Origin of the sequence: Aliivibrio logei, assembly GCF_001691055.1 — a bacterium.
Taxonomy (GTDB): Bacteria; Pseudomonadota; Gammaproteobacteria; order Enterobacterales; family Vibrionaceae; genus Aliivibrio; species Aliivibrio salmonicida.
Genome location: NZ_MAJU01000015.1, coordinates 154,737 through 181,454, shown reverse-complemented (window position 1 = coordinate 181,454; position 26,718 = coordinate 154,737). Strand labels below are relative to the sequence as shown.

The window sequence follows — 26,718 nt, the reverse complement described above, 5'->3', positions numbered from 1 at the left end:
GTGGGTAGGTCACATTCAAATAAATAAACGAACACAAAAGTAGGCTATTTACCAGATGGTTCATGGGTAAAAAAAGCGTTTTTGTCGTGACAATATTGCAAAGATGCGATGGGGTTCAAATCCACTTAAAAAGTAATGATATAATCGAGGTAATTATTAGTAAATCTAGGTACTGAATGATGAAAATAACTATAGATAAACAAACATTCACTATCGATGAAGAGATAACACTGTTAGCAGCGGCAAAGGAATGCAATATTGAAATCCCTTCACTGTGCGGAAATAACATCAATGGTGAAAAATTGCCATGTGATTTGTGTGTAGTTGAAATTGAAGGGCAAGGAGTTCAGCGTGCTTGTGAAACTCAAGTCGTTGATGGTATGCAAGTGATCACTTCGTCTGAAGCATTAGCAAAACGTCGTCAAAGTGCATTAAATAAAATACTTTCTGATCATTACGCCGATTGCGAAGCGCCGTGCCAAACCGCGTGTCCCGCTGGCGTAGATATACAGTCATATCTGTATCATATTTCACAGAATGATCATCAAAAAGCCATTGAAGTCATTAAACGAACATTACCAATGCCATTATCGATTGGTCGTGTGTGCCCTGCTTTCTGCGAAACAGAGTGTCGTCGTGGTTTAGTTGATGAGCCATTGGCTATCCGTCAACTAAAACGTCACGCGGCTGATGCAGATTTACATGCTCAAGAATCGTATGTACCGCCAAAAAAAGCAGACAAAGGTAAATCCATAGCTGTTATTGGCAGTGGCCCTGGTGGATTAACCTGTGGTTATTACCTAACCAACGAAGGTTACAGCGTCACGGTATTTGATTCGATGCCTAAAGCAGGTGGTTGGTTACGCTATGGTATCCCTGAATACCGTTTACCAAAATCGATTTTAGATAAAGAAATTGAGTTGATGTGCCGCAACGGTATGGAGATCCAAACCTCGGTTAAATTAGGTGAAGATTTCTCGTTATCGCAACTAAGTGATGATTATGATGCGGTGTGTTTGGCTGTTGGTGCGTCTAAAGCGGTTGAAATGCATTATCAAGGCAGTGATCTGGGTGGGTGTTATTTAGGTGTCGATTACCTAAAAGATTACGTAATGGAATCCAAACTTATTACGGGTAAAAAAGTAGCCGTGATTGGTGGTGGTAATACCGCGATTGATTGTGCGCGTACAGCGGTACGTGATGGTGCAGATACCACGCTTATTTATCGTCGTACTCGTGAAGACATGCCAGCCGAAGACTATGAAGTGGTTGAAGCTGAACATGAAGGCGTTAAATTCCATTTCTTAACTAATCCTGTTGAGAATATTGCAGATTCAGAAGGCCGTGTTACTCAAGTTCGCTTAGAGAAAATGGCATTGGGCGAACCTGATGCATCAGGCCGCCGAAGCCCTAAAGCGACAGGTGAATTCTTCATTGAAGACTTTGATACTGTAATTTCAGCGGTATCTCAAAAACCAGATTTAAGATTTTTAGAAAACGACACTATTGATTTACCGTTAACACGTTGGAACACGGCTGATTCTAATAGCCTAACCATGCACAGTGGTGTGAAAAACATCTTTAGTATTGGTGATTTTCGTCGTGGTCCTGCAACAGCGATTGAAGCCGTTGCTGATGGACGTATTGCCGCTGAAGCGATTGATCGTTTCTTTAAAGGCGATATGGAAAAAATCCCGACTAAGTTGTTTAATTCTCAAAAAGAGAAGAAGACCAAGCAGGTTGATCCTGCATATTTTGAGCACATCCAAAAAGCGATGCGCGTTATCATGCCTGAATTAACGGCAGAGCAGCGTGAACAAAGTTTTGAAGAAGTCGAAACGGGCTTTGATAATGCGGATGCGATCCGTGAAGCAGAGCGTTGTTTAGAGTGTGCGTGTCAGGCGAATACTGATTGTGGCTTGCGTGATTACGCGACGGAGTACAAAGCCGATGAAACCGATTTAAGTAACGAAAGTAAGCAGAAATTTGCGATTGATACCAGCTCTGAGTTCATTGTGTTTGATGCTAACCGTTGTATCAGCTGTGGTCAATGCGTAGAAGCGTGTAACGAAAAAGGCGTACATGGCGTATTGAGCTTCATGAAAAATGAAGACGGTACCAATGCTTCTCGCCCTGAATGTCGTGCTGGTTTTGAGCATGGTTATGACATGGGTAACTCCAATTGTGTGCAATGTGGTGCGTGTGTTCAAGCGTGTCCTGTTGGTGCATTGGTTGATGCACGTGATAAATCACAAGGTCGAATTGAGTTATTAAAACCGGTCGATACTATTTGTACTTATTGTGGTGTCGGCTGTAAGTTGACAATGTTAGTGGATGAATCGAAAAACAAAATTAAGTACATACAAGGCGCGAAAGGCTCTCCAGTTAATGAGGGCATGTTATGTGTGAAAGGACGTTTTGGTTTTGATTTCGTTGGTAGTGATCAACGTTTAACAACACCATTAATTCGTAAAAATGGTGAATTAGTACCAGCAAGTTGGGAAGAGGCAATAACGCTTGTTGCTGACAAGTTTAGTGCAATTAAAACGCAACATGGCGGAAATGCATTAGCGGGATTCTCTTCGGCAAAAACCACCAATGAAGATAACTACGCCTTCCAAAAATTGGTTCGTTGTGAGTTTGAAACCAATAACCTCGATCATTGTGCGCGTCTTTGTCACTCAACCACGGTAACGGGTTTAGAAGCTTCTATCGGCAGTGGTGCAATGACCAATGATATTCCAAGTATCAAACATTCAGATCTGATCTTTATTATTGGTTCAGACACCACATCTGCTCACCCGATCATTGCTTCGCATATCAAACAAGCTATTCGTCATCACGGTGCGCGTTTGGTTGTGGCGGATCCTAAGCAAGTGGATATCTCGGATCATGCTGAGTTATATGTAGCGCAGCGTCCGGGTACCGATGTGATGTTACTTAACGGTATTATGCAGCAGATCATTAAGAATAACTGGCATGATCAAGCGTACATAACAGAACGTGTTGAGGGTTTTGATGATTTGAGAAATGAAGTCATGTCGGATGCGTATACACCAGATAAGATTGAACTTATCACCGGTGTGAAAGCGCACGATGTGATTGAAATGGCGCGTTATATCGGTACAGCAAAACGTACGGCTATTTACTATTCAATGGGCATTACGCAGCATACGACAGGGCATGATAACGTTCGTTCTATTGCTAACCTGCAAATGCTGTGTGGCAATATTGGTATTGAAGGTGGTGGCATTAACCCGCTGCGTGGTCAATCAAACGTACAAGGTGCGTGTGATATGGGCGCGTTGCCAACGGATTTCCCGGGTTACCAAAAAGTGGAGAATCCTGCGGTTTACGAGAAGTTCGTTAAAGCGTGGAACAAGCCAAACTTACCAAATAAGAAAGGGTTAACGCTAACGGAAATCATCGATGCCGCGTGTCATTCTGAAGTGAAAGGCTTATTCGTGATGGGTGAAAACCCGGTATTGAGTGATCCTGATCAAGCGCACGTTATTCACGGTTTAGAGACGTTAGATTTCTTAGTGGTACAAGACATCTTCATGACAGAAACCGCCGCATACGCAGACGTGATCTTGCCTTCGTGTTCGTTTGCAGAGAAAGCGGGCCACTTTACTAATACTGAGCGTCGTGTTCAGCGTATCTCACCTGCGGTTAATCCTCCGGGTGAAGCGAAAGAAGATTGGTGGATCATTCAAGAAATTGCGAAAGCGATGGGCGGAGATTGGAACTATCAATCGGTTGAAGACATTACTGAAGAAATCACTCAGGTTACGCCGCAGTATCAAGGCATGCATTGGGATGCGATTGGTAAAAATGGACTTCAATGGCCATGTAATGATGCGAATCCAGAAGGTACTCGCATCATGCATAGCGAACAATTCATTCGTGGAAAAGGTCAGATGGCCGCGGTGCCATTCCGATACGCCGCAGAACTGCCTGATGAAGAGTATCCATTAGTCCTTACAACGGGTCGCTTATTAGAGCAATATCATACCGGCACCATGACTCGTAAAACCAAAGGGTTGAACAACCTTGCAGGGCCGCGAGCTATGATCAGTGTGGCAGATGCAGAGCGTCTTGGTATCTCTAACAGTGAAATGGTTAGAGTCTCGACCCGTCGTGGCACCATTGAGGCTCCTGCATTTGTGACTAAGCGTATGCAAGAAGGGGTGGTGTTTGTTCCGTTCCACTTTGTTGAAGCGGCGGCGAATAAATTAACCACAACAGCGTTAGATCCTCATGCGAAGATCCCAGAGTTTAAAGTTGCCGCAGTGAAAGTCGAGAAGATCGTAGTACCAGAAATGTGTGAATAATCATTATTCGTTAAAATAAAAAATGCCCGATGGTTATGTAATCATCGGGCGTTTTTGTTTGTGACTTTTCTCTTTTTGAACAGAGTTAAATTACTTATTGTTCAGTGCATTTAGCTCTGCAATTTTTACAATTACATCAACCGCTTGTTTCATGCCATTAATCGTAATGAACTCATGAATACCGTGGAAATTGTAACCACCGGTAAAGATATTAGGACAAGGCAACCCCATAAACGACAAACGAGCGCCGTCTGTGCCGCCACGAATAGGCTTGATGTCTGGTTGCACATCACACGCTGTCATTGCTTGTTTTGCTAATTCAATGACGTGAGGATGAGGCTCCACCATTTCACGCATATTGAAGTAGCTGTCAGTTAAAATCAGTTCAACACGGCCTTTTTCTAGTTTTGCATTTAGCTCATCGACTTTTTGTTGCATAAACGCTTTACGCTCTGCCATGCCTTCACGGCTAAAGTCTCGCACGATATAACCCAACTCGGTTTTTGCCACGCCGCTTTCCATTGATTTCAAATGATAGAAACCTTCGTAGCCTTCTGTGCCTTCTGGTGTTTCATCGGTCGGCATCATCAGCTGGAATTGTGCGGCAATGTTCATTGAGTTGATCATCTTGCCTTTTGCTGTGCCTGGGTGAACGTTAACACCATGACAAATCACATCAGCGCTAGTTGCATTAAAGTTTTCATATTCCAACTCGCCAACAGGGCCACCATCAATAGTGTAGGCCCATTGTGCGTTGAATTTTTCAACATTAAATAAATTAGCACCACGGCCAATTTCTTCATCTGGCGTAAAACCAATGCAAATATCACCGTGTGGGATCTCAGGGTTTGCTTGCAGTACTGCGATTGCTGTTAGAATTTCTGCAATACCCGCTTTATTATCGGCACCAAGTAATGTTGTACCATCTGTGGTAATTAAATCGTGACCAATAAGCGTATTTAAATCAGGAAATTGAATTGGATTGAGTTCTTCACCACTCGTACCAAGTGCGATGATATCACCTTGATAATTCTTAATAATTTGTGGTTTAACATTTTCACCAGACGCATCTGGTGCAGTATCCATGTGGGCAACAAATCCAATAGCTGGCACATCATAATCAACGTTTGAAGGCAAACGAGCCATGACATAGCCATTCTCATCAACAGAGACATCGGCAAGCTTTAATTCTTTTAGTTCGATAACTAATTGGTTAGCAAGATTAAGCTGCTTTTCTGTACTTGGACATTGTGGTGCTGAAGGGTTGGATTGAGTATCGATACTCACATAAGAAAGAAAGCGTTCAACAAGTTGTTTCATGGAGCCTCTGCATAATTAAAAAATGTGGAATGAGTATGGATCTAAATGCAGAATGTGTTGTTGCGGTACATCATAAAAAATGAAAGTGATAAGTATTTATCGATAAAATACATTGGGGGAATATAACGTTATTTTTATGTGATTGAAGACAATGTTAAAATAAAGTAATGCGATTTATAATTAGCGATTATAAATCTATTTTTATAATTTAAATTAATATATCGATAGTATTTAGCATTATAAAATAATAATGCTAAATACTTTTAATTAGGTATTAGTCTTTTTTATCTTTTGATTTTAAAATAAAACCAAACTGTTCGATTAAGCTGCTGATCGATTTGAATAACATGGTACGCTCAGATTTTGAGTATTTAGCTAATTCTTTATGAAAATCGATCACTTCAGGCATAGTAACACCAAGCCAATCTGGAATGTTTTCACTTCCCGATATGATCCAGCTCAATTCTTTTCTTAGCACAAAGCTCAATGGGATCAGTTTTGAAATATGTGGGCTAGATAAACCACTCGTCCAGTTGATGACGGTTCTTGTTGATACGTTACACGCCGTCGAGATTTGAGTATTTGATAATCCCAGCTCTGTTTTTCTTGCCTCGATCCGTCGAGAAATGCTTTCCATAGATGTTTGTTCATCTAACATAATATGCCTATGAAAAATCGTAATAATATATCGAAGTGTATTCAATGATAGATTTTTTATTTCAGTGATTTTTTAATGACATCACGAAAGGCTAGAATTGAAATATGTAAATCGATGTTTTTTATTTTAGAATGAGCACATCATAAATGCGATTTAGAAGTCATGTAAAATATATTTTCGTTATTTATAGATATATTATTACTGGCATTTTTTCTGATGTGTAAAGCGTGTTTCTTGGTTACATTTTGTGCATGGATAGTAATGATATTATAGAATCAATGCAATCGATTTATAATTAATTTTACGTTTAAAGCGAGATAATAAACGGTTAAAAACAGAACGTTATTATAATTTAATAGAATGTGAATAGTAATCTTTATGTGTAAACGTAATTTTACATTTGTATACTCCCTTATGATTATTTTATTTGTGAATCTAAGATTCACCTATTAGGCTAAAAGAGATATATTGTGATAAGAATTGTGAACGAATAGGAAATGATGAAGGTGGAAAACTCACGGCATATACAAGCATCGGTCAGTTTTGATGCCTTACCATCGGATATCTTTCTACTGTTTGATGCTTTTCGATCGAATACTGAAACGCGTGCACATTCTCATCTCTGGGGACAATTACAGATCATTAGTGGTGGTATTTTAGAGTTGAAGTCAGGAGGGCAGCGTTTTTTAGCACCTTCTCATTTTGCCATTTGGGTACCTGCTGGGGTCAATCATCAAAGCTATAACCGAAAGCCGATAGATTATTGCTCGGTAAATATCATCCCCTCTTTGGCTGATCGGATGCCTCAACATACCTGTTTATTAGAAGTTTCCCCACTTGTTGAAGTACTTATTTCAGAGTTGAGATTACGAGATATACAGCAAGCGACAACGGAAGAAGAAGAACGTTTAATTGGCGTATTATTTGATCAATTATTAGTAGCAAAAATTAGCGAACGATTTGTACCTTCTTCCAAACATAAATTATTAAAACCAATATTGAAAGCACTAGAAGCAAATCCGGCAGATGAGACATCACTTTCTGAATGGGCAAGTAGAAATCATACAACAGAGCGAACGCTATCTCGACATTGTCAAAATGAACTAGGAATGAGTTTTACTGAATGGCGCTTGAGAATGCGTTATTTATATTCGTTAGATTTATTACGTAAGAATATGTCGATTAAAGAAGTGGCATTCAGTCTTGGTTATAATCAAGCAAGCCCGTTTATTACCATGTTCAAAAGGTATGCAGATTGTACCCCTGAACAATATAAATTAAAGCACTCGATATGAGTCCTATCGATTGTCGTTTTTTGCCGCAAATTTAAATGCACAATACCCAATGACAATCATCGATATTGGTATTATCGCTGCGATATATTCAAGCCAATTTTCTTCAGAAAACAAACTGCTTAAAATAAAATGCCCAATAATAGACAAGAAAGCACATAAGAATACAATTGGGATCAGTTTTAATTCTGATGACATAAATAGGCTCCTAGAGTTAAGCCAAGAGTGTATCACCAATAAATGAACCTGTAATTGAGGGAAAACAAGTGACAGAAAACGAATTGAATAATTATTTATTAGCGAAACCTTGCTGCGAGAGTTCTTACCCATTTGGTCCCGATGCATTAGTGTTTAAAGTGTTCAATAAAATGTTTGCTCTCATTGGTAACAAAGATGGAAGGGTATGTATTACGCTGAAAGCAGAACCTTGTGATGTTACTTTTTTAAGCGAAGAATTCACTTGTATCCAGCGAGGCTATCACATGAGTAAAAAACATTGGATAACCATTACTCTTGATGATGAAGTATCGAGAGGAATGCTAGAGGCGTGGATTGATAATTCTTACTTTTTAGTCACTTCAAAATTAACAAAAGCTGAGAAAATGAATTTGAACACCAAACTATAGTGTGATTTAAAAAGACACAGATAAATACCATGCTAAATGCTACTATAGTATATTATCAATATGGAATGCTTTATGTTTTCGTGGCATTGTAAATGTACTTTCAAATTAGGAAAAAATCAGTGAAATTGCTGTTATTTTTAAATAGAAAGGTAACGTTATTTTCAGCACTAATCAGTAGTGTTCTACTTATCGTGTTTGTTGTTGAAGAACTTCATACGAAGCAGTACATCTATTTGAAGAATCAAGTAAGCAGACAAGCAAAAGAAGAGTTGGCGATTGTACGAGCAAAGCTGGAAGCCGCCATTCATTCGGATATCTTTATTGCGAATAGCTTAGCAACATTAATTACAGTAAACCCAAGAACAACGCTCAATGAATGGAGTCCCATTGCTGAGGAGCTTTATCGAGATTCAAGCTATATCCGTAGTTTGGGCGTTGCTCCTGATGATGTTGTTGAATATGTGTTTCCTTTAAAAGGGAATGAAAGAGCAATTGGATTAAATTTTAAACGTGCACCAGAGAGATGGCCTGGCATTAATATGGCACGAGAAATAGAAAATATATTCATTGCCGGACCCGTTGCCTTAGTGCAGGGTGGAGATGCTTTTATTGTTCGAATGCCTACTTTCTTAGATCCTCCCACTAATCGTATTTATTGGGGTTCGGTCAGCCTTGTTATTGATAACGAAGCTCTTTTTTATGGGACTGGTTTATATAAACTGAAAGAATCTTATCAAGTAGCCGTAAGAGGAAGACACAGCTTAGGCAGTGAAGGTGAGGTTTTTCTTGGGTATTTAGATACGTTTGTTGAGCCAACGGCGATTGAAACGGTAACATTACCTTATGGTAGCTGGCAAATCGCAATAAAAGGACAATCATTAGAAAGTATATTCCCGTGGTACCGAATAAATTTACTTCGTATTATTGGTTATTCATTCTTTGGTCTTGCTTTGCTTTCCTTGATTGTCATTTATCGCCTATACGTAACAGCGACAAGACGATCTTTAGAAGACGAACTCACCAAGTTGCCAAACCGACGTTATTTTATGTTCACTTTAAAAACCCTTTTTTTAAAAGGCCATAAGAAAGGTGAGAAATTTACGTTATTGAATTTGGATTTAGAGAAGTTTAAAGCGATTAATGATACTTATGGCCATTCCGTTGGTGACTTTGTTTTAAAAGAAGTGGCTAGAAGAGTGGCAACAGTGCTACGCAGTAACGATATTGTGGCAAGAGTGGGCGGTGATGAGTATTTAATATTATTGCCTCGAACCTTTAAAAAACAAGATATTCATTTCATCATGAATAAAGTGTTATACAGTATTAACCGAAAGCCATTTTTATATGAAAACTGTACGATTCATGTAGCAACCAGTATTGGCTATGCTCGTTTTAATTCTAAAATGAAATCCGTAGATGAGCTCTTACATCAAGCAGATAGAAGCATGTATTACAACAAACATAAGTAGCTTAGATCAAACCGTTAAAAGAGGCCGCTATTTCATATACAGCGGCCTTTTTATTATAAACTGAAGCAACAGGCCAGTTGGTAATCGCCCCCATTTTTAGCCGTATAATCTTTGTCTTCTTGGCGTGCTTTCGGTTGTGATTTGTCGTCTCGTTTTAATAAACTGATCCAATAACGCATCGCCGCTAAACTGAAATCTTGACTAAACGTAGTACAGGTTTCCATTTCAATATCATCAATTGTCACCAGTTTGTTTTTCCCTGATTCATGATGACCAAAAACAATTTCTACATGACTGCCACTGTTGTCTTTTAATAGAATTCTATCAGGCGATGAGCGGTGGCCGGTAAATGCAACAAATTTCCCTGGGTTAAGTAATCCGCTGCATCCCCCATCTTTAAAAAACACAACAAGGTGATGATAGTCTAATAAGTAATTTGTCACATCTTGGTGTGATCCTTTCGCTAATGGAAACAACGTATCGAGTAATTGTTTTATTTCATGCTGCTTATCTTTATTTGTGTTTGAGTTCATTTCCTCTACGGCAAAGACGGCTTCAGCCATAAACGGAGTTTCTTTTTGTTCATTATTCGTCGTGTTTATTGTTGTGATAGCCATAGTCTTTCCCTCATATATTCCTTTAAAAGTTTAAGTAAGTCACACTGGTCAGAGTTGTTTGCTTACTTGTATTGAAGCTTAGCTTACTTTTGATTACAATTTCACAACAAAAACTTTACAGTGTGAATTTTACAAGATGCGCCAGTCAAAAAGCTTAATTCGACAAAGTCATTTTCTTGGAACTAAAATTCGTAATCTGAGAAAACGCAATCATTTAACGATGGAAGATCTTTCAACTCGTTGCGTAAGAGTTGATCCTGAGAACTCCCCATCAGTGTCTTATCTTTCAATGATAGAGAGAGGAAAGCGTGTTCCCAGTGCAGATATGCTGGAAGTTATTGCTACTGTTTTTCAAAAAGAATCTTCATGGTTTTTAGACAATGAGCCAGAAGCTCAAGCCATTACGCCAGATAAGGGAAGGAAAGGGGGAATAAGTGGCATGGTGTTAGAACCAAGTTTTTTATTCTCTAGTGATATTCTTCAAATCGCGATCCCTGAAATGCTAAATCAAACCGGTGTCACTGGGCGACAGTTTGCTCATCTTCTGATCCGAGCTCATCAAGAGAACAATCAAAATCACTTTCCTGATTTAGAACGAGCAGCTGAAGAGGTTGGACTAAAACAACTACCTTTGAGTGTTGAACAAATGATGGACATGGCGGCTTTTCATGGTTTAACGCTTAAATGGGTTCAAGAAACACCGACGTCTGTTGTTGACGAATTTGGTGTGAATGGAAAAGAATTACTCACTTCATTTTTTGAACCACCTTGCACCGTTTACTTAAATGAGATATTGAAGCAGTACCCAACACGATTGAAATATGATCTTGCTGTTTATATTGGGCACTGTGTATTACACAATAAAGAAGGGTTAAAGAGTTCGCTGTCGGTAGGAAGCCATCGTGTGTTTGATAATGAGGTCCACCATACTGACAGTGCATTGAATGCGCAGGATATTTTGCATGCGTGGCGTGATTTTGAATCCAGTTTTTTTGCGGGGGCATTATTGTGCCCAAGAGTGCCATTTAGACAATTGTTAGATAGGCACGGCTATGAGATTGAGGCGCATAAAATTGCCGGAGTTTCTCCGTCCGTCGCGATGCGAAGAATGACGGTAGTTTCTCCTTATCCTCATTGGCATTACTTTGATGCGTATGCTCCCGGTAAATTAAAAGCCGTGTACCGAGGCAACGGAATTCCATTGCCTTGGGGAAACATGACTCAAGTGAATGATCCTTGTCATCATTGGGCGGTGTTCCGTCGGTTATCAGAATCGAAAGCGGGAAGTTCTGCTCAAATATCAATCTTGAATGTGGATAATGAACCGAGAATTTATTGTTGTGAATCAGTTAATATGACCGATCCTGCTGGCAATGATCGCGTGTTATGTGCGGGTATTGATTTGAACCCTGCGATTGAAGCTCAAGGTAAAGATGCGGTTTCGTTAGCTCGGGATTTGCAAAAGTTATGCGTTAAAAATGGCGGTGAAAGTCCTATATCTAAAAATATCAAAAGAGAATTGATTAGCGTGGCTAAAATATTGAATATTAATTGGATAGAAAGAGGACTTGAAACTGACGCTCGCGTTATTTGTTCTCGTGGCGCTGTGTGCCCAAGAAAACCAAGTTGTTACTCAGAGTGTAAAGAATAAAAAATGCCCTAATCTAGATTTAAGCTAGGTAGGGCATTCACTTTTTAGCGACAGACGTTAGTCTTCTATTTTATCGGCATAGCCTTTTGGTGGCGGTGTCCATGCGCGTTCTGATTGATTGTGTTTATCAGAGCGGTCTTTACTCATCGCTTGTTTGATTGTGCCTTCTAATTCAATGAAGAGTTTACGGTAGTTATTATCGTAACGCTCTCCTTCTGAATCATCGACCCAGGCTTGATATAAGGTGTCAGAACTTTGATTCTCAACATTCTTATAGGCAATCTTTTGCTGTTCAACATGGAAAGGATGTTGGCCAAGAGAACGCATTGCCTCTGCGCCCATTTCTAACGCTGAACGCATGGTTTCTGATTCAATAAAATCAGCGCCAGCGCAACGTAACATGTAGGAATGCCCTCTATCAAATGCTCGAGCTAAGATTTTTACGTTGGGGTACATGTGTTTTACGTACTTAACGATTTCTACGCTACTTTCTTGATTATCGATGGCAACAACAAGCATGGCGGCGTGTTCTATTCCTGCGGTATGAAGTAATTCAGGACGAGTAGCATCACCATAGTAGCTTTTTGTGTTGACTTCACGTAGGGCATCTACTTGGCTTGCTTGATGATCAAGTACGACGGTTTTAACATGGTTTGAGACCAAGAAACGGTTAATAACCTGACCAAAGCGACCGCCACCGGCAATAATCACAGTGCCTTTTTCTTCAATGAGGTCGGCTTCGCGATCATTTGATTTTTGCTCATAGCGAGGCAAGATCACTTTATCAAATAAAATGAATAAACCAGGCGTTAAGAACATAGACAGTGCGACCACTAAAGATAATGGTTGAGCAACTTCTGGTGGTAATACGTTATTTTGTACTGTAAAGCTTAACAGTACAAAGCCAAATTCACCGGCTTGGGCGAGACTTAACGCAAATAACCAACGGTCACTGTTTTTGATTTTAAAGATGACCGCTAAGGCAAACAACACAAGTGCTTTTAATGCCATAACGCCAATCGTAAGACCAATAATGGTAAAGAAATCATCAAACAAAATGCCAAAATCAATTCCTGCGCCAACAGTAATAAAGAAGAGGCCTAATAAAAGCCCTTTGAAGGGATCTATGTTTGATTCTAATTCGTGCCTGAACTCTGAGTTGGCTAAAACGACACCTGCTAAGAATGTACCAAGCGCAGGAGATAGCCCCACTAAACTCATTAATGCGGCAATACCGATGACTAACATTAGTGCGGTTGCAGTAAATATTTCGCGTAACCCAGAACTCGCCACAAAGCGAAAAAGAGGACGACTTAAGTAATGTCCACCAACCACAACGATGGCAATAGAAGCCGTAATTACGATACCGTAAGCCCAGCCAGGTAGCTCTACGACTAAGCTAATTTCTTCATGGTGCTCCGCGGCATTTGCCGCGGCAAGTTGTGCTTTCTCAACCAATTCTGGTAAGGCTAAGAGTGGGATGAAAGCCAGCATTGGAATGACGGCAATATCTTGGAAAAGCAGAACAGAGAATGCATTTTTGCCGCCTTCTGTTTTTGCTAAGCCTTTTTCATTAAAGGTTTGCAGAACGATAGCGGTAGATGAAAGAGCAAAAATAAGACCAATAGTGAGGGCGATAGTCCAAGATTGGCCAAAGAACATCGCAATAGCCATCACAATGGCGGTGGTTCCTCCAACTTGAAGCCCCCCTAATCCCATTAAACGGTTGCGCATTGCCCAGAGCATTTTCGGCTCTAGTTCAAGACCCACCAAAAATAACATCATGACCACACCAAATTCAGCAAAGTGTTGGATGGTTGTGGTTTCTTCACCTACAAGACCGATGATCGGGCCAATAACGACACCTGCGATTAAGTAACCGAGAACGGAACCAAGTCCTAAACGCTTTGCTATTGGAACGGCAATCACTGCGGCAACAAGATAAATGAAGGCTTGTAGAAAATATCCGGTCATTATGATTCATCCTTAATAAAACGATCAAAATAGTGATTTAATTTTGGTACTGAATTGGCTTCTTTGATGTCAACTCTATCATCCACTAATGCGGTTAGAAGCGTTTCCCAGCGTTCAGTGTGTATCTTGATTTGATCATCTTCGAATGCGGTTCGGGCACCAAATAAAATAAAAGGGGCGATGTATCGCATGCTACAAAGTGACGCCATTTGCTCTAACGGAGACATTAATGTTCTGATTGAGAAATGGTTGTATCCTTCATTTTTATAGGCATCTTCTTTTGCACCGGCAGTCATGGCACAGAAAAAGACTTTATTTTTCAAAGAAAGCCCTTCAGTACCATAGGCAAAGCCGTACTCTAAAACCATATCTTGCCATTCTTTTAAAATGGCAGGGGTGGAATACCAGTAAAGTGGGAATTGGAAAATAATAACGTCATGTTCGAGCAGTCGTTTTTGTTCTTTATCAATATCAATATTGAATTTTGGGTAGTCATGATAGAGATCGACCACGGTGACGTTCTCTATTTTTTTTGCGGTGTTAAGCAGTGGTACATTGACTTCTGAACGGTGTTGAGAAGGATGTGCAAATAAGATCAGCACTTTTTTAGGTTGTTTGGTCATAAACCTCTGCCTTTTTATAGAGTTAATGTCGGTGAGCTGTGCTCATATTGCTATCATAACAATAAAATTCCCTTAATGGGTATGGGGAACTGATGAAAGATTTATGATCGCAATTCCGATACTAATAAAGCCAATGCCTATCCATATTTTACTGTCTAAATGTTGATGATAAAACACATTAGAAATAAGGGTTACAGCAACAATTGCAAGACCTGCCCACGATGCATGAGCAACACCAACAGGTAGGGTTTTCATTGCTTGGCTTAAAAAATAGAAAGCGCCAAGGTGACCGGTAATTACAATGACATTAGGGATAAGGAGTGATAATCCATCAGTTGCTTTAAGTGCGACATGTGAAACAGCCTCAGAGGCTACTGCGAGAAGAAGAAAAAGCCATCCCATTTTAAAATTCCTAAGTAATCAATTCTTTATAATGATCGCAGTATATCTATTTCATTTTTAATAATAATAGCTTAAATAAAAAATTACTTTTACAAATAGGTAATAATATTAATGAGAAGAAGTGAGTAAAGAAAAGCCCCCAAGTATAAACTTGAGGGCTTTGATTGTTTGGTTGACATAAATGTCGAAATTTAGAAGAAGTTTATCGATTTACGACCACTGTTTGGGTCAATCGTTGTTGGGATCTCTGGCTTCTGTTTTTTCTTTTTTTCTTTTTTAGGTTTTGGCTCAGAAGGCGCTGGTTGGATAACCATTGGTTCTGGTTTTTCTATGATTTCTGGAAGCTCACCAACTGGCGTATCACAGATCACAACGTAATATTCTTCATTGAATTCAATTACATCACCATCGTAAATTTTACGACGTTTACGTTGTTCTAATTCGCCATTAACACCCACATAGCCTTCACCAATCATGTGTTTAGCTTCACCGCCGCCATTCACAACATTGGCAATTTTTAATACTTTGTATAGTTCAATTGGTTGCATGTTAACTTCAACACCAATCGCTTCTACTTCAAATTCTTCTTGATCTGACATGAGGATCTCTTTAATTACGAATTGGCGCTATTGTAACTGAGAGAAGGACATCGTCCTATGCCTTTCTCTCTTTGGGTTTCTAATAAATTAGTCAACGACTTCAATGTCTGATTTTGGAATAGCACAGCACGCTAAGATCATCCCTGCATCCTTGAGACGTTGATTTAGTGCTGGAGAATCTTCTTGCTCAACGTTGCCAGATTCTAAAGTCACTCGACATGCACCACATAAACCGGCACGACAGCTATTGTTAATACTTAGACCGGCCGCTTCTACTTGCTGAAGTAAAGGATCTTCTGTATTACCGGTGAATAAATTGCCGTTTAAGCTAATGGTGATCTCTTTTAGTTTATCTTCGTTTTCTGTTTTCACGGTGCCAGATGCAGCGGGCTTGCTCGTAGTAATAGTACCTGAGTCGGCATAATATTCTTTCTCTTTGGTTTCTAATACTTCAATCGCATCACCGACGTTAATTGTACCTTCGTTTTTTGCGATTAGGTTTTGACCAAAATAGACCTTTCCAGAGTCATCAGCGCGGAAAGTCGAGAATGTTTTTAATGGCTCTTTATTTGGGTGATATTGAGCGGTATGTGGATTAACTGTCGTTAAGATACAACGTTGACAAGGTTTCACTATTTCAAATTCAACCTCACCAATACGGATTCGTTTCCAAGAATCTTCTATGAATGCTTCTGTTCCTGATACCACAAGATTTGTTCTAAATTGTGCCATCGTTTGGTGGCCAGTACTGCGTTTGTTTAGTTCAGCCAGAGAGGCTTCGCTGATCACGAGTAATGGATAACCATCGGCAAAACTGACGTTAGTTCTTATTTTTTCACGAACACGATTAGATTGCTTACCAGAATAAAGCAGTTGTGTTTTAAGGCCTAAAATTGCAGAGAACCACTGGTTTGCCTCTTGAGTGGTACTGTAGGCAGAAAATGAATCACTCCAGACGGTAGTATTAACGTTTTTCATTTCAAAATTATCAAAAATTAGGTGTAAATCAAGTAAACCCGGGTAGCAAAGTATTAACCCATCAGGTTCTATGATTGCTTTGACTTTAACCATGTTTGGATGTGTTCGAGCGGTGATCATTGCCCCATCAAGTGTTGCGACCATGAAACGACGATCACATTGTAAACCTTGTTTTTCGACCTGAGCTGAGGGCAGTGAAACCCCTGCAACTGATTTTACAGGGAAGACATTTATTTGGGTTAGATTTGAGTTGGTATTTACTTGGTTCACAATAACATCCATTTTAATTACATTCTTATGTAATTATTCTACCAAAATTTACATAATGGGATCTAAGGAATTCATGGATTATTCTGGAGAATTATTTATTTGTGATTCAAATAAAACTGTCGTAATAAAGTCTGTGGATGTTTTTTCTATGGTAAACGGCCAATTCATGCGCTCACAGATTCGTTCTACAATAACAAGTCCACAACCATATCCTGCGTTATACGTGTCATTTCCATCGTGGCAGTTAGTTATACAGAGCAGATTACTTTCTAATGATATTTGAATGTCTCCCACGCTATAGCTGAAAGCGTTTTTAATTAAATTATTAATCACAACGGTAATAAAACTGCTAGGTGCTAAGCTTGGTTCGCCGGTCACAATGGAGAGTTGAGCACCCATTTCCTGTTTTGCAAATAAGGGTTTTAGGTGTTCTAACTGTGCTTTTAAAATCACTTCAATTTGATAGTAATGAAAATGATGGAATTCAATTTCTTGTTTACCTAACAATAAGAAAGTTTCAGTAAGGAGGGTCATTTCTTCACTGGCTTGATGTAAGCGATTGATGGCTTTTAAAGCGACATTTGGTTGATTAGGTACTTTTGCAAGTAAATCGGCAGAACCTTGGATGACCATGATAGGGGTTCTTAATTCATGTGATGCAAAGCGACTAAACTCTTTTTCTCGAGTAAAAAACTGAGCAATATGATGTTTATTTTCTAAAAGAGTCTGCTCAATATCTCGTGTTTCTTGGTATTTAGTATCAACCGTGAAGTCATCATACTCTGGAGACATGAGCTCCACTTTATGTTGAATGTGGCGAAGCGGTAAGGAAATACTACGAACAAAATAAATGCCGTATAAGATCATTAAAATAGTAGATATCCCACCAAGAGCTAAGGTCAATATGTGTAAGTTTGCTTCATATTCATCTAAATAATCATCAGAATCATCTTGAAAGAGAACATATAATAACCCGGATCCTGATGGATGAGGTTTCACAATAAAATGCTTATCTTCAATACCGAGTTGTTGCTCGTATAGCCCCGGTTTATTATAAGTATTTAACCAAAGAGGGTGTTCTTGTTCGCTCCAATAAGTAGAGAACTCTTCTTCATTAGGCAAAGGAGTCTCTTCGCCTAATTGAGGGTATTTTTTGATGTATTGATTGGCTTCGGTATCAAGCCAATGATGAAGACTAATTACTTCTAATTGATCTTCTGCGATATAAATAACAGACCAAAATAAAGCGAACATTAAAAACGTGAGTATACCAAACGTCCAACGTATTTTTTTGAAGAAGCTAGGGTGCTTTATTGTGTTATTTAAGTCGGTAACCTTTTCCATGAATCGTCTCTAGTCTTGGGGTATCAAAGCCTTTATCAATGGCGTTTCTTATTGTGTATAAATGGCTTCGTAATGCATCACTTGAGGGCAGTTCATCACCCCAAATATGCTCGGTAAGTTCATTTTTACTGACTATATCAGGCGCTTTTTTCATTAATAATGCAATAATTTTTAATTGAATAGGGGCCAGTTTTATTGATTGTTGTTGGCGAGATAGGGTACCTGCTTTGATATCCATTTCCATGTCCTCAAAGGTTAGTTTCCCTACATCTGTGCGTTTTCCACGTTTTGATAATGCCAATAAACGTATGTGTAGCTCTTCCATCGCGAAAGGTTTAACGAGGTAATCGTCGCCACCAGCTTCAAACGCATGGATTTTATCTTCTAACGTGTCTTTTGCCGTTAAAAAAATAATGGGAGTACTGCAAGCATAATCGTTTCTCAAAGCTTGAACGGTACTTATACCGTCTAATTTTGGCATCATTATATCCATAACGATAGCATCAAAACTTTGATTTTTTAGAATTTCAATCGCAGCAACACCATGATAAGCACAATCGATATCAATACCGACAAGCTCTAAATAATCGGCAATGGTTTCTGCCACATGGTGGTTATCTTCAACAATTAATACTTTCATTTATCTCTTCACGAATCCTTCACACTCTTACCACTATAGTACCCTTAGAAATTGAATTAATTATAAGAATTAGGTTAAAAAATGAAGAAAGTCGCTATTTTATTGTTAGGAAGTGCTGTTTTAACGGGTTGTGGCTCTGATGATTCAGGTGATAGCCGTGCATCAAGCTCATACATTGGTGCGATTGAAGCGGTTGATGCGAATGCTGATACGATGACAATCAATTCTATGCCATTAAGTTTAGCTAGTACTCATATTGAATTGAATGGACATTATGTTAATTCAAATGAACTTGCAGCAGGTATGCAGGTTGATGTGGAATATGATAATGGTGTCGCTTATGAAGTTGATATTGATCCTGAAATTGTAGGTATAGTTACAGATGTAACAGTAGATACGATTACAGTAAATGGTCAATCGTTGAGAACGACAAAAGACTTTACATCGAATAATTTTGAAAATGAAAGAGTGATGTTGTTTGGTTATGTGGATCAAAATGATGCTTGGGTAATCAACGCTGCTTATAAAGTGAATTCTTTGGTTATTGATGATTTATATGAAGGTAAAATTACGACCGTTCCAGGTATGGGTTCTTTTAATATTGGAGCAATGAACGTCGATTATTCTAACGTCGCTATGGATCATGATGATCTTGCTGAATTAAAACAAGGTGTTTGGGTGGAGCTTGAGGGTCAGTATGATTCAGCATCAAATTCATTCAAAGCTAACGATGTTGACGTTGAGAATGAGCTTGATTTAGCCAATGCTGAAGTGGAAGGTTATGTAACTACTCTTAATGATGAAAAAACATTAATGACATTAAACGGTAAAACAGTGGTTGCGATTACTGAAAATACTCGTTTTGAAGATGGAATCAAATCAGACTTGGCAATAGGTAAAAAAGTGGATGTTGATTTGATTAATAACGCGGGTAAATTACAAGCCTCTGAAATCGAATTTGATTAAAGACATTATGTATTAAAAACGAACCACTGACTCTAACTGAGTCAGTGGTTTTTTTGTTTCTTGTGCATGATCTAAAAAATAAATCATGACAAGAATCAAATTAGGATTACTATTTAGTTAAGAATGATGAAATAAGGAAACAAAATGGCAGGGTTAAGTTTATTAACACTATTAGATGATATTGCATCAGTACTTGATGATGTTGCTCTGATGTCGAAAGTGGCAGCAAAGAAAACGGCGGGTGTATTGGGTGATGATTTAGCGCTTAACGCACAACAAGTGTCTGGTGTTAGAGCGGAACGAGAGATCCCAGTGGTATGGGGTGTTGCTAAAGGCTCATTTAAGAATAAGTTAATTTTGGTTCCGGCAGCTTTGTTGATTAGCTCGATTGCACCTTGGTTAATTACGCCATTATTATTGATTGGTGGTTTGTTCCTTTGTTTTGAAGGCGCAGAGAAAATTCATGAGAAATTCTTTCATCATCATGATGTAAAAGAAGATCATGAAAAAGAAACGCAAACGAATCCAGAGGACATTGAAGATTATGAGCAGAAGAAGATAAAAGGGGCGATTCGTACCGATTTTATTTTGTCTGCTGAGATCATTGTTATTGCGCTTGGAACCGTTCAAGGGCACCCGTTTATTACTCAAGTATTGGTAATGAGCTTAATCGCAGTATTGATGACCATTGGCGTGTATGGCCTTGTTGCTGGTATCGTGAAAATGGATGACTTAGGCTTTTATCTACAGCGTAAAAGTGATGGAAAGGGCATTTTGGGCTCTATTGGGAATGGACTTGTTGCAATGGCACCAAAGTTAATGAAGTTCTTAACGGTCGTTGGTACCATCGCTATGTTTTTAGTGGGTGGTGGTATTGTTGTCCACAGTATTCCATTTGTTCATCATGCACTAGAAAGCGTTGTTAGCTTACTTCCTAGTATTCCTTATGTTGCTGCAACCTATTTAACCATTGGTAATGGGATTATCGGTTTACTGAGTGGTTTTATTCTTCTTGGTGTGATTAGCACTTACCAGAAAATTAAATCTCAATAATTTTACTTGTTATCAGTAAACTTGATTGCAATGGCTTCGGCGTTACCGCGTTCGAAGCCAGTTGTTCCTCCTCCTTTAACTCCCCATGTTCCTTCTTTTGATGCTCTAACAATAATCGCATCTGCGCCTAGTTTTTCAGCTTCATCTTGCAGTTTCTTCACCATGCCTTCATTACTTCTGTCATGAAAGATAGTTTGTCCTGTTTGAGTGTTTATCATTCCTAGCTCTGTATAGGTTCTTTCTGTTGGAGGGCTATAAAATACCTCAACAGAATGAGAAGTCACCTCGCTTTGATTCGTGACGGTTGTTGTTTTTGCACAGCCTACAAATAATAAGGTTGAAACGATAACGACGATTTTAATAAGAAATTGGTTCATAAACAGACCTCTAATAATGGAGTGATATCACTTATCAATGTGTTAAGTATAGGTGATGTTTTTTAAGTTATTTTGAAAGTAGAAAAGAAGCAGCCGATGCTATTTACCATTGGCTGCTAATCGTTTTATTTATAAAAGGGTAGATAGGTTAATGTTTATGTGCTGTTTCGTATAACTCTGCATCGACTTCTTCGCCTTTTTCTGGGCGAGGGACGATTTCAAACTTAGCATCGGCATTAGTTAGTGAGTCAGTCAGTTTTTGTAGGACTGATTTGTCACCTTTGATCCCAGCACTTCCGTTTTCTAATAAGGTTGCTAGCGTTACTTGTTGAAGTAGGATTTTAGACACATCAGAACGATTGATTAATAATGTCGCATCAGCTTTCATTTCTTTATCAACTAAAATGTTGCTTAAGTTGCCGTTAGACATTTCTACAAAATACGTTTCTTTCTCATCAGGAATGACAACATTTAATGTGAACGGAGTGTGTTGAGCTTTTAGTGCGTCGACACGTACAGCTAAATAATCAAGTAAGTTTTCAATGGTCATATTTGCAAGTACATCAGGTGATGCGGTTTTAGGAGCACCAGGTAATGTACCTACACGCAATTCTTGAGCGCCTGTAAGATAAATATTTCTCCAACCGGCGCCTTCTGCTTGATAACCTAGTTGCTCATAAGTATCAGCCAGTAATTTACGCGCTTCTACGTTTTTAGGTTCAACTTGAATCACTTTATTTAACGCCGTTGCAATGAAGCGGTATTCGCCTTTTTCAAAATCAGCTTCTGCTTTTTCTAGAATTAACTCACTGCCACCCATGTATTCAACAAATTTTGCTGATTCAGGTTTTACTGGCAGTGGGTTTAAGTTCGCAGGGTTCATGTCAAAGTAACCTAAATACATATTGTAAACAGCACGAGCATTATGTGAGTAAGTTCCATGATAACCATTGGTGTGCCATGTTTTTTGAATACTATCTGGCATCACGGTATAAATTTCATCGCCCATGTCTTGTAGAACTACGCCGTCGTTTGCCAAGCGAAGTGTTTGGTTGTGAGTAAAGCCATAAGCATCACGTTGCATTTTTAGGTAATCAGAGATCTTTTCTGTTCCCCACACTGGCGCTGAGTGAGAGGCAAAAAGAACGTCTGTTGTTGAGCCCCACGTCATTAGCATTTCATTGATTTTTTTAGACCACTTTAAACCATCGCGCACTTTCGCACCGCGGAGTGTATAAAGATTGTGCATACCTTGATACGTTAATTCACCTGTCCATAATGCTTTCATGCTTGGAATGTAAGTCACCATTTCTGACGCCGCTTCTGTACCTGAGGCATCCATAAATTGCATTTCTAAACCATCAATGTTCAGTGTTTCAATTTCTTCTTTATGGTTCAGTTCGTAATCAGGTAGTACATACGTAATTGCACCTTTAGAAAGCCCTTTTGCTAATGCAGCATCAACAATGCCATGTTCGTGACGGTTAAGTGTTGCGCCGTATTGGTAAGCGGTACGGCGAGACATGGCGTTACCCGCCAAGACATTTTCATCAACGATTTCTTTGGTAATATGCTTAGAGCCGTACACTTTAACATCAGGGAAGGCTTCTTTAATCGCGCGAGATCCACCAAAATGATCGGCATGAGAGTGAGAATAGATCATTGCAACAACAGGTAAGTTACCCCCTTCAGGCACATTTTCTTGGAAGAACTTCAGTGATTGCCCAGCAGATTCTTGGGTTAGTAAGACGTCATAAGCGATCCAACCATTATCACTGCGGATAAAAGAGATAGAAGCTAAATCTGTTCCGCGAACTTGGTAAATTTTACCAGGAACAACCTCATATAGACCTTCAGCCGCTTGGTTTAATACCGCTTGGCGCCATAATGATGGGTTAACTGAATCTGGCGCGTTATCGGCGTTAGCCACTGATGGATCAATGAAATTAAAGCTATTACGGATAATGTCACCAGTTTTTTGATCAAATGAAGCGATAAGCCCACGATTATTGTTATCAAATGCGCGTGTATCAGAAAAGTTTAATGTTTTGGCAAACGCTTTGTTTTTTGCAATGGTTGTTTCGCTTGCTGATTTTCCGCCTTGTTTACCTATTTCACTAAAGTGTTCATGGTCGTGCTCTGCTGCGATTGCACCTAAAGATATTGAAGAGATAACAACCGCTAAAATAGTTTTTTTCATAAATCCACCTGTTTAAATAATTCAGTAAATTAGTTTGAATATAAAATATGTATGAGGCGTTTTTTGTTTTATGCCTCAGTGCTGAAATCAATATTAGTGATCTCTATTCATTTTAAAAATAGAGAAAAAGATATACTTATTATTTATAATATAAATGTATTGATTTACGCTGTGGTAAATCGTTGATGTGTCGACATAGGAGATTGCAATGTCAAAGCAGAAAGATTTTGATATGAATTTATTGCGGGTGTTTGTTTCTGTATGCCAGACAGGATCGTTCACTAAGGCGGCGGAAGAATTAGAGTTAACTCAATCTTCTGTGAGTAATGCGATTCGTCGGTTAAAAAGCGCGTTAGGAAATGAGTTATTTATTCGCTCAGGGCGAGGAATAGAGGTGACGGCGTATGGGGAGAATCTATTTAAACAAGTAGAGCCATCAGTCATGGCGCTTGTCAATGCGGTGGATGACGGCGATAGATTTGCCCCGCAGTCCACTAAGCGTACTTTTGTTATCTATGCCTTAGAATCGGTATTACCCCAGCTACAAATTAGACTGCGTGAATTACTAAAAAATACGACGATTAAAGTTACGCTAAAAGAACTACCAAGCAGCGATATAGAAATCATTGACGCATTAATGCTAGAAAGAGTGGATTTAGTATTAGATGTAGTAAAACCAAGGCAAGCCTCTTTGCAAAGTATGATTGTCTCTGAAGATAAAATTTGTTGTATTGCGAGAGTAGGGCATCCACGAGTTGATAAATCACTTGATGCAGATATGTTTTTTAAGGAGGAGCATGCTTTTTTGAATATGCGCCGTTTTAAGCAAACGATGACCGATTATTTATCTGAAGAAGTATTACCGAATAGGAAAATGGGCAGTGAGCATACGTCTATGCTGGGGATGATGGCTTGTATTGCTCAATCTGATCTCATTGGTATCAATTCTGTTCGGTTGGTTTCTCAATACCAACACAGTTTTAAATTGCAGAAATTAGTGGCTCCATTTTCAACAAAGCCAATTAAAACGCATATGATTTGGCCGACTAAATTTGAAAATAATAAGGCGAATCAATGGCTGCGACAGTTAATTATCGCAGCCGAGAAGAGTTAGTTTATTTTAAGGGACAAGCCATGCCGTCTTTTTGGATTTTGAAAGTAACCAACTTAACCCTAATGCGCCAGCACCACTGATCACAACCCACACAGGGATCACCCACATAGGATTATGGCCGTTATACCATTGGAAATTTTTCATCGGCCATAAGAACAATGGGTGGAGTAAGTAAATACCTAAGCTGTAGGTACTAATGAAACCGACGATGGTTCGTGATTTATTAGACAACGATTCGCCATAGTAACGACACACAAAAAATAGCATTCCAGCCGCCGCAACGGTATTAATGGTTTTATACGACAACCATCTTCCGACGGTGTATTCATCTAATAGCACACTTTGGCTTATTACCATGTAAACGGTTGTCGCTAATGCGGTGAGTCCGATAACGAGAGCGATTATGGTATTCTGCTTGGTCAATTCTACTCGTTGATATAGCGCATAACCTAGTAATAAGTAGCCACTGTACAGCCAGATTTCAGTGCTCCACAATCCTTCAAATTTGGCGAGGAAGAAGCAAGTGGTTAGTAACCAGATCCCAATAATTGAAAATAGAGCGGTGTTATCCAGTTTTTGCACCATGACTCGAAAGAAAGGGATCACAAAATAGAGTGGAATGAAGTAATAAAAGAAACCTAAATGGTAATAGGTATACTCAAAAGGAAGATCGATAAGGACGCTTTTCGCCGATTCAAAATCATAACCTTGTGCGGTTAGTCCTGAGAGTAAGGCATAAAATACAGACCAAAACAGAAAAGGAACTAACACCTTCCCTAGGCGTTTTTTTGCATAATAAGGGGCGTTAAATTCTCGTTTGTCACTGAGCATTAATGCACCCGTGATCATAATAAAAACAGGGACAGCCCAGCGACTTAAGCTGTTTACTGATACCGCCGTTGCCCATTGGTCAAATGGAATCACGTTAAGCTCGTTTCTATAAGGGGCAAGCACATGAATCGCGACTACCGCAATAGCTGCAATGCACCTTAGTAAATCAAAAAAGAAGACTCTTCCCATCGTACTTTCCTATTTTTTTTAGTGTTGGTTTATCAAGTAATAACGTTATTAGTATAGTTTGTAACGTAAAATCCATTCGACGATGTCTGAATAATGTAAATGTATTGAAATATGTTTATTAAAATTAAAACATTTAAATTAAAGACTAAATAAAAATAATACACTAAAATCATAACAAGTTAATGCAATTTAATTAACACTTAACATTATCAAGGAGTGAAAATGAAAATTGTTGTAGGAGCACTTGTCTCGCTATCTTTGTTGTCACCAGTGGTATTGGCAACCGAAGAGTTTTCAGTTACTCCGTATATTGTGGGTGGTAATGACGCGAATGTCGCGGGTTACCCTTTTATGGCTTCATTAATGTTTGAATATGCAAGTCAACCTGGCGTAATTTATCCATTTTGTGGTGGTTCAATTTTAGACAGTACTCATATTTTAACGGCAGCACACTGTGTTTATGATACTGCATCTTCACAAGTTTCAAATATGAAAGTGGCAATAGAAGCAAATAATGGTCAAAGTATGCTTGCTGCACAGCGCATTGCCGTGAAGAATATCTATTACCCAAGTAATTATGATAATACGACCTTAATTAATGATGTGGCGGTCTTAGAGTTATCAGAAGCGTTACCTAATTACACTCTGGGCCATGCGGTACCGCTAGGAGATTTATCAGATCAAGGTTACAGAGTGGTAGACTCTATTTTTACCATTATTGGTTATGGGCGACTATCTTCGACTCAAGCAAATACAAACGTTGATTTTATGGAAGCTCAGGTGAAATATGTTAATCCAACGGATTGTAATGTGTGGGCTAACTTCACTACGTCAGATAAGCAAGTGTGCTCGTCCGGGTATTCTTTTGATTCTTCAAATTTAGTGACCGCAACGTGCCAAGGGGATTCTGGCGGTCCACTTGTTTGGAATGGAACTCAAATTGGTATCGTTAGTTTTGGTCCATCAGTATGTGGTCAAACGATCGTAGCAACGGGTACGTTACCTGCTCAGTCTGTTTTTACCGATGTCAGTCAATATAAAGACTGGATCCTAAAAGCTCAAAGGGGCGAAGTTACATCAACGATTACAGCAACAACGAGTAGCAGTAGCTCTGGTGGCCCAATTTCATTGTTTGGATTGCTTGGGTTATCATTATTTGGATACTACCGAAAGAGTAGAGCGTCATGACTC

Annotated in this window: 23 protein-coding genes; 9 read left to right on the top strand and 14 right to left on the bottom strand. The window is 39.1% G+C overall.

All coding sequences use genetic code 11. The features are described 5' to 3' along the window. The first annotated feature begins 176 nt into the window (after positions 1–176). Entirely contained in the window at positions 177–4,334 is a 4,158-nt protein-coding gene (gene fdhF / locus A6E04_RS14975; protein ID WP_065611732.1) for a formate dehydrogenase subunit alpha, read from the top strand. A 90-nt stretch (positions 4,335–4,424) separates the two neighbouring features. Here the strand turns inward: fdhF and pepT are convergent, their stop codons facing one another. Together pepT and A6E04_RS14965 are read right to left on the bottom strand one after the other, a co-directional pair. Then, the gene (gene pepT, locus A6E04_RS14970) at positions 4,425–5,654 is read right to left on the bottom strand and encodes a peptidase T (RefSeq protein WP_065611731.1); all 1,230 of its coding nucleotides are present in this window, start codon (positions 5,652–5,654) and stop codon (positions 4,425–4,427) included. Between the two features lie 274 nt (positions 5,655–5,928). Then, positions 5,929–6,312 carry a helix-turn-helix domain-containing protein gene (locus tag A6E04_RS14965; RefSeq protein ID WP_017023302.1) on the bottom strand — a complete coding sequence of 128 codons (384 nt, stop codon included), beginning with the start codon at positions 6,310–6,312 and terminating at the stop codon, positions 5,929–5,931. 500 nt (positions 6,313–6,812) lie between these two features. Between A6E04_RS14965 and A6E04_RS14960 the strand changes: the two genes are divergently transcribed. Further along, entirely contained in the window at positions 6,813–7,607 is a 795-nt protein-coding gene (locus A6E04_RS14960; RefSeq protein ID WP_023604280.1) for an AraC family transcriptional regulator, read from the top strand. Between the two features lie 3 nt (positions 7,608–7,610). Here A6E04_RS14960 and A6E04_RS14955 read toward each other — a convergent pair whose 3' ends face one another. Next, complete coding sequence (locus A6E04_RS14955; protein ID WP_065611730.1) at positions 7,611–7,802, bottom strand: hypothetical protein; 192 nt, start codon at positions 7,800–7,802, stop codon at positions 7,611–7,613. Positions 7,803–7,870: 68 nt separating this feature from the next. On the opposite strand from A6E04_RS14955, the gene A6E04_RS14950 reads away from it, so the two are divergent. After that, positions 7,871–8,230, top strand: coding sequence for an MmcQ/YjbR family DNA-binding protein (locus tag A6E04_RS14950; protein ID WP_065611729.1), 360 nt, complete (start codon positions 7,871–7,873; stop codon positions 8,228–8,230). 119 nt (positions 8,231–8,349) lie between these two features. After that, positions 8,350–9,699 carry a diguanylate cyclase gene (locus A6E04_RS14945; protein WP_065611728.1) on the top strand — a complete coding sequence of 450 codons (1,350 nt, stop codon included), beginning with the start codon at positions 8,350–8,352 and terminating at the stop codon, positions 9,697–9,699. Positions 9,700–9,752: 53 nt separating this feature from the next. On the opposite strand, the gene A6E04_RS14940 is transcribed toward A6E04_RS14945, so the two are convergent. Then, positions 9,753–10,316 carry an aldolase/citrate lyase/malate synthase family protein gene (locus tag A6E04_RS14940; protein ID WP_017023297.1) on the bottom strand — a complete coding sequence of 188 codons (564 nt, stop codon included), beginning with the start codon at positions 10,314–10,316 and terminating at the stop codon, positions 9,753–9,755. A gap of 136 nt (positions 10,317–10,452) precedes the next feature. Between A6E04_RS14940 and A6E04_RS14935 the strand changes: the two genes are divergently transcribed. Further along, positions 10,453–11,967, top strand: coding sequence for a DUF3612 domain-containing protein (locus tag A6E04_RS14935; RefSeq protein WP_017023296.1), 1,515 nt, complete (start codon positions 10,453–10,455; stop codon positions 11,965–11,967). A 57-nt stretch (positions 11,968–12,024) separates the two neighbouring features. On the opposite strand, the gene A6E04_RS14930 is transcribed toward A6E04_RS14935, so the two are convergent. The 7 genes from A6E04_RS14930 to A6E04_RS14900 all read right to left on the bottom strand — a co-directional run bounded on the left by A6E04_RS14930 (position 12,025) and on the right by A6E04_RS14900 (position 18,797). Continuing rightward, positions 12,025–13,941 carry a monovalent cation:proton antiporter-2 (CPA2) family protein gene (locus A6E04_RS14930; protein ID WP_065611727.1) on the bottom strand — a complete coding sequence of 639 codons (1,917 nt, stop codon included), beginning with the start codon at positions 13,939–13,941 and terminating at the stop codon, positions 12,025–12,027. Further along, the gene (locus A6E04_RS14925; protein ID WP_065611726.1) at positions 13,941–14,564 is read right to left on the bottom strand and encodes an NAD(P)H-dependent oxidoreductase; all 624 of its coding nucleotides are present in this window, start codon (positions 14,562–14,564) and stop codon (positions 13,941–13,943) included. The genes A6E04_RS14930 and A6E04_RS14925 overlap by 1 nt, the downstream gene beginning before the upstream one ends. Positions 14,565–14,636: 72 nt before the next feature. Continuing rightward, entirely contained in the window at positions 14,637–14,966 is a 330-nt protein-coding gene (locus tag A6E04_RS14920) for a DMT family transporter (protein ID WP_065611725.1), read from the bottom strand. Between the two features lie 191 nt (positions 14,967–15,157). Next, a complete protein-coding gene (locus A6E04_RS14915; protein ID WP_065611724.1) occupies positions 15,158–15,565 on the bottom strand; it encodes an RNA-binding S4 domain-containing protein in 408 nt (135 codons plus the stop codon). A gap of 87 nt (positions 15,566–15,652) precedes the next feature. Continuing rightward, a complete protein-coding gene (locus tag A6E04_RS14910) occupies positions 15,653–16,825 on the bottom strand; it encodes a YcbX family protein (RefSeq protein ID WP_065611723.1) in 1,173 nt (390 codons plus the stop codon). A gap of 66 nt (positions 16,826–16,891) precedes the next feature. Continuing rightward, positions 16,892–18,157 carry a sensor histidine kinase gene (locus A6E04_RS14905; protein WP_017023292.1) on the bottom strand — a complete coding sequence of 422 codons (1,266 nt, stop codon included), beginning with the start codon at positions 18,155–18,157 and terminating at the stop codon, positions 16,892–16,894. After that, on the bottom strand, positions 18,132–18,797 hold the full coding sequence (locus A6E04_RS14900) for a response regulator transcription factor (RefSeq protein WP_065611722.1): 666 nt from the start codon (positions 18,795–18,797) through the stop codon (positions 18,132–18,134). The genes A6E04_RS14905 and A6E04_RS14900 overlap by 26 nt, the downstream gene beginning before the upstream one ends. Before the next feature lie 81 nt (positions 18,798–18,878). Here A6E04_RS14900 and A6E04_RS14895 point away from each other — a divergent pair, with 81 nt between their 5' ends. Continuing rightward, entirely contained in the window at positions 18,879–19,763 is an 885-nt protein-coding gene (locus tag A6E04_RS14895) for a DUF5666 domain-containing protein (protein WP_065611721.1), read from the top strand. Positions 19,764–19,907: 144 nt separating this feature from the next. Then, positions 19,908–20,816, top strand: a complete 909-nt coding sequence (locus A6E04_RS14890; RefSeq protein ID WP_065611720.1) for a DUF808 domain-containing protein — start codon at positions 19,908–19,910, stop codon at positions 20,814–20,816. 2 nt (positions 20,817–20,818) lie between these two features. Here the strand turns inward: A6E04_RS14890 and A6E04_RS14885 are convergent, their stop codons facing one another. Together A6E04_RS14885 and A6E04_RS14880 are read right to left on the bottom strand one after the other, a co-directional pair. Further along, positions 20,819–21,193, bottom strand: coding sequence for a hypothetical protein (locus A6E04_RS14885; protein ID WP_017023288.1), 375 nt, complete (start codon positions 21,191–21,193; stop codon positions 20,819–20,821). A gap of 148 nt (positions 21,194–21,341) precedes the next feature. Continuing rightward, positions 21,342–23,393 carry an alkyl/aryl-sulfatase gene (locus A6E04_RS14880; RefSeq protein WP_065611719.1) on the bottom strand — a complete coding sequence of 684 codons (2,052 nt, stop codon included), beginning with the start codon at positions 23,391–23,393 and terminating at the stop codon, positions 21,342–21,344. Between the two features lie 208 nt (positions 23,394–23,601). Here A6E04_RS14880 and A6E04_RS14875 point away from each other — a divergent pair, with 208 nt between their 5' ends. Continuing rightward, entirely contained in the window at positions 23,602–24,507 is a 906-nt protein-coding gene (locus A6E04_RS14875; protein WP_065611718.1) for a LysR family transcriptional regulator, read from the top strand. 6 nt (positions 24,508–24,513) lie between these two features. Here A6E04_RS14875 and A6E04_RS14870 read toward each other — a convergent pair whose 3' ends face one another. Continuing rightward, complete coding sequence (locus tag A6E04_RS14870; RefSeq protein WP_065611717.1) at positions 24,514–25,527, bottom strand: acyltransferase; 1,014 nt, start codon at positions 25,525–25,527, stop codon at positions 24,514–24,516. Positions 25,528–25,749: 222 nt separating this feature from the next. Between A6E04_RS14870 and A6E04_RS14865 the strand changes: the two genes are divergently transcribed. Then, entirely contained in the window at positions 25,750–26,715 is a 966-nt protein-coding gene (locus A6E04_RS14865; protein ID WP_065611716.1) for a S1 family peptidase, read from the top strand. The last annotated feature ends 3 nt before the right edge of the window (positions 26,716–26,718 follow it).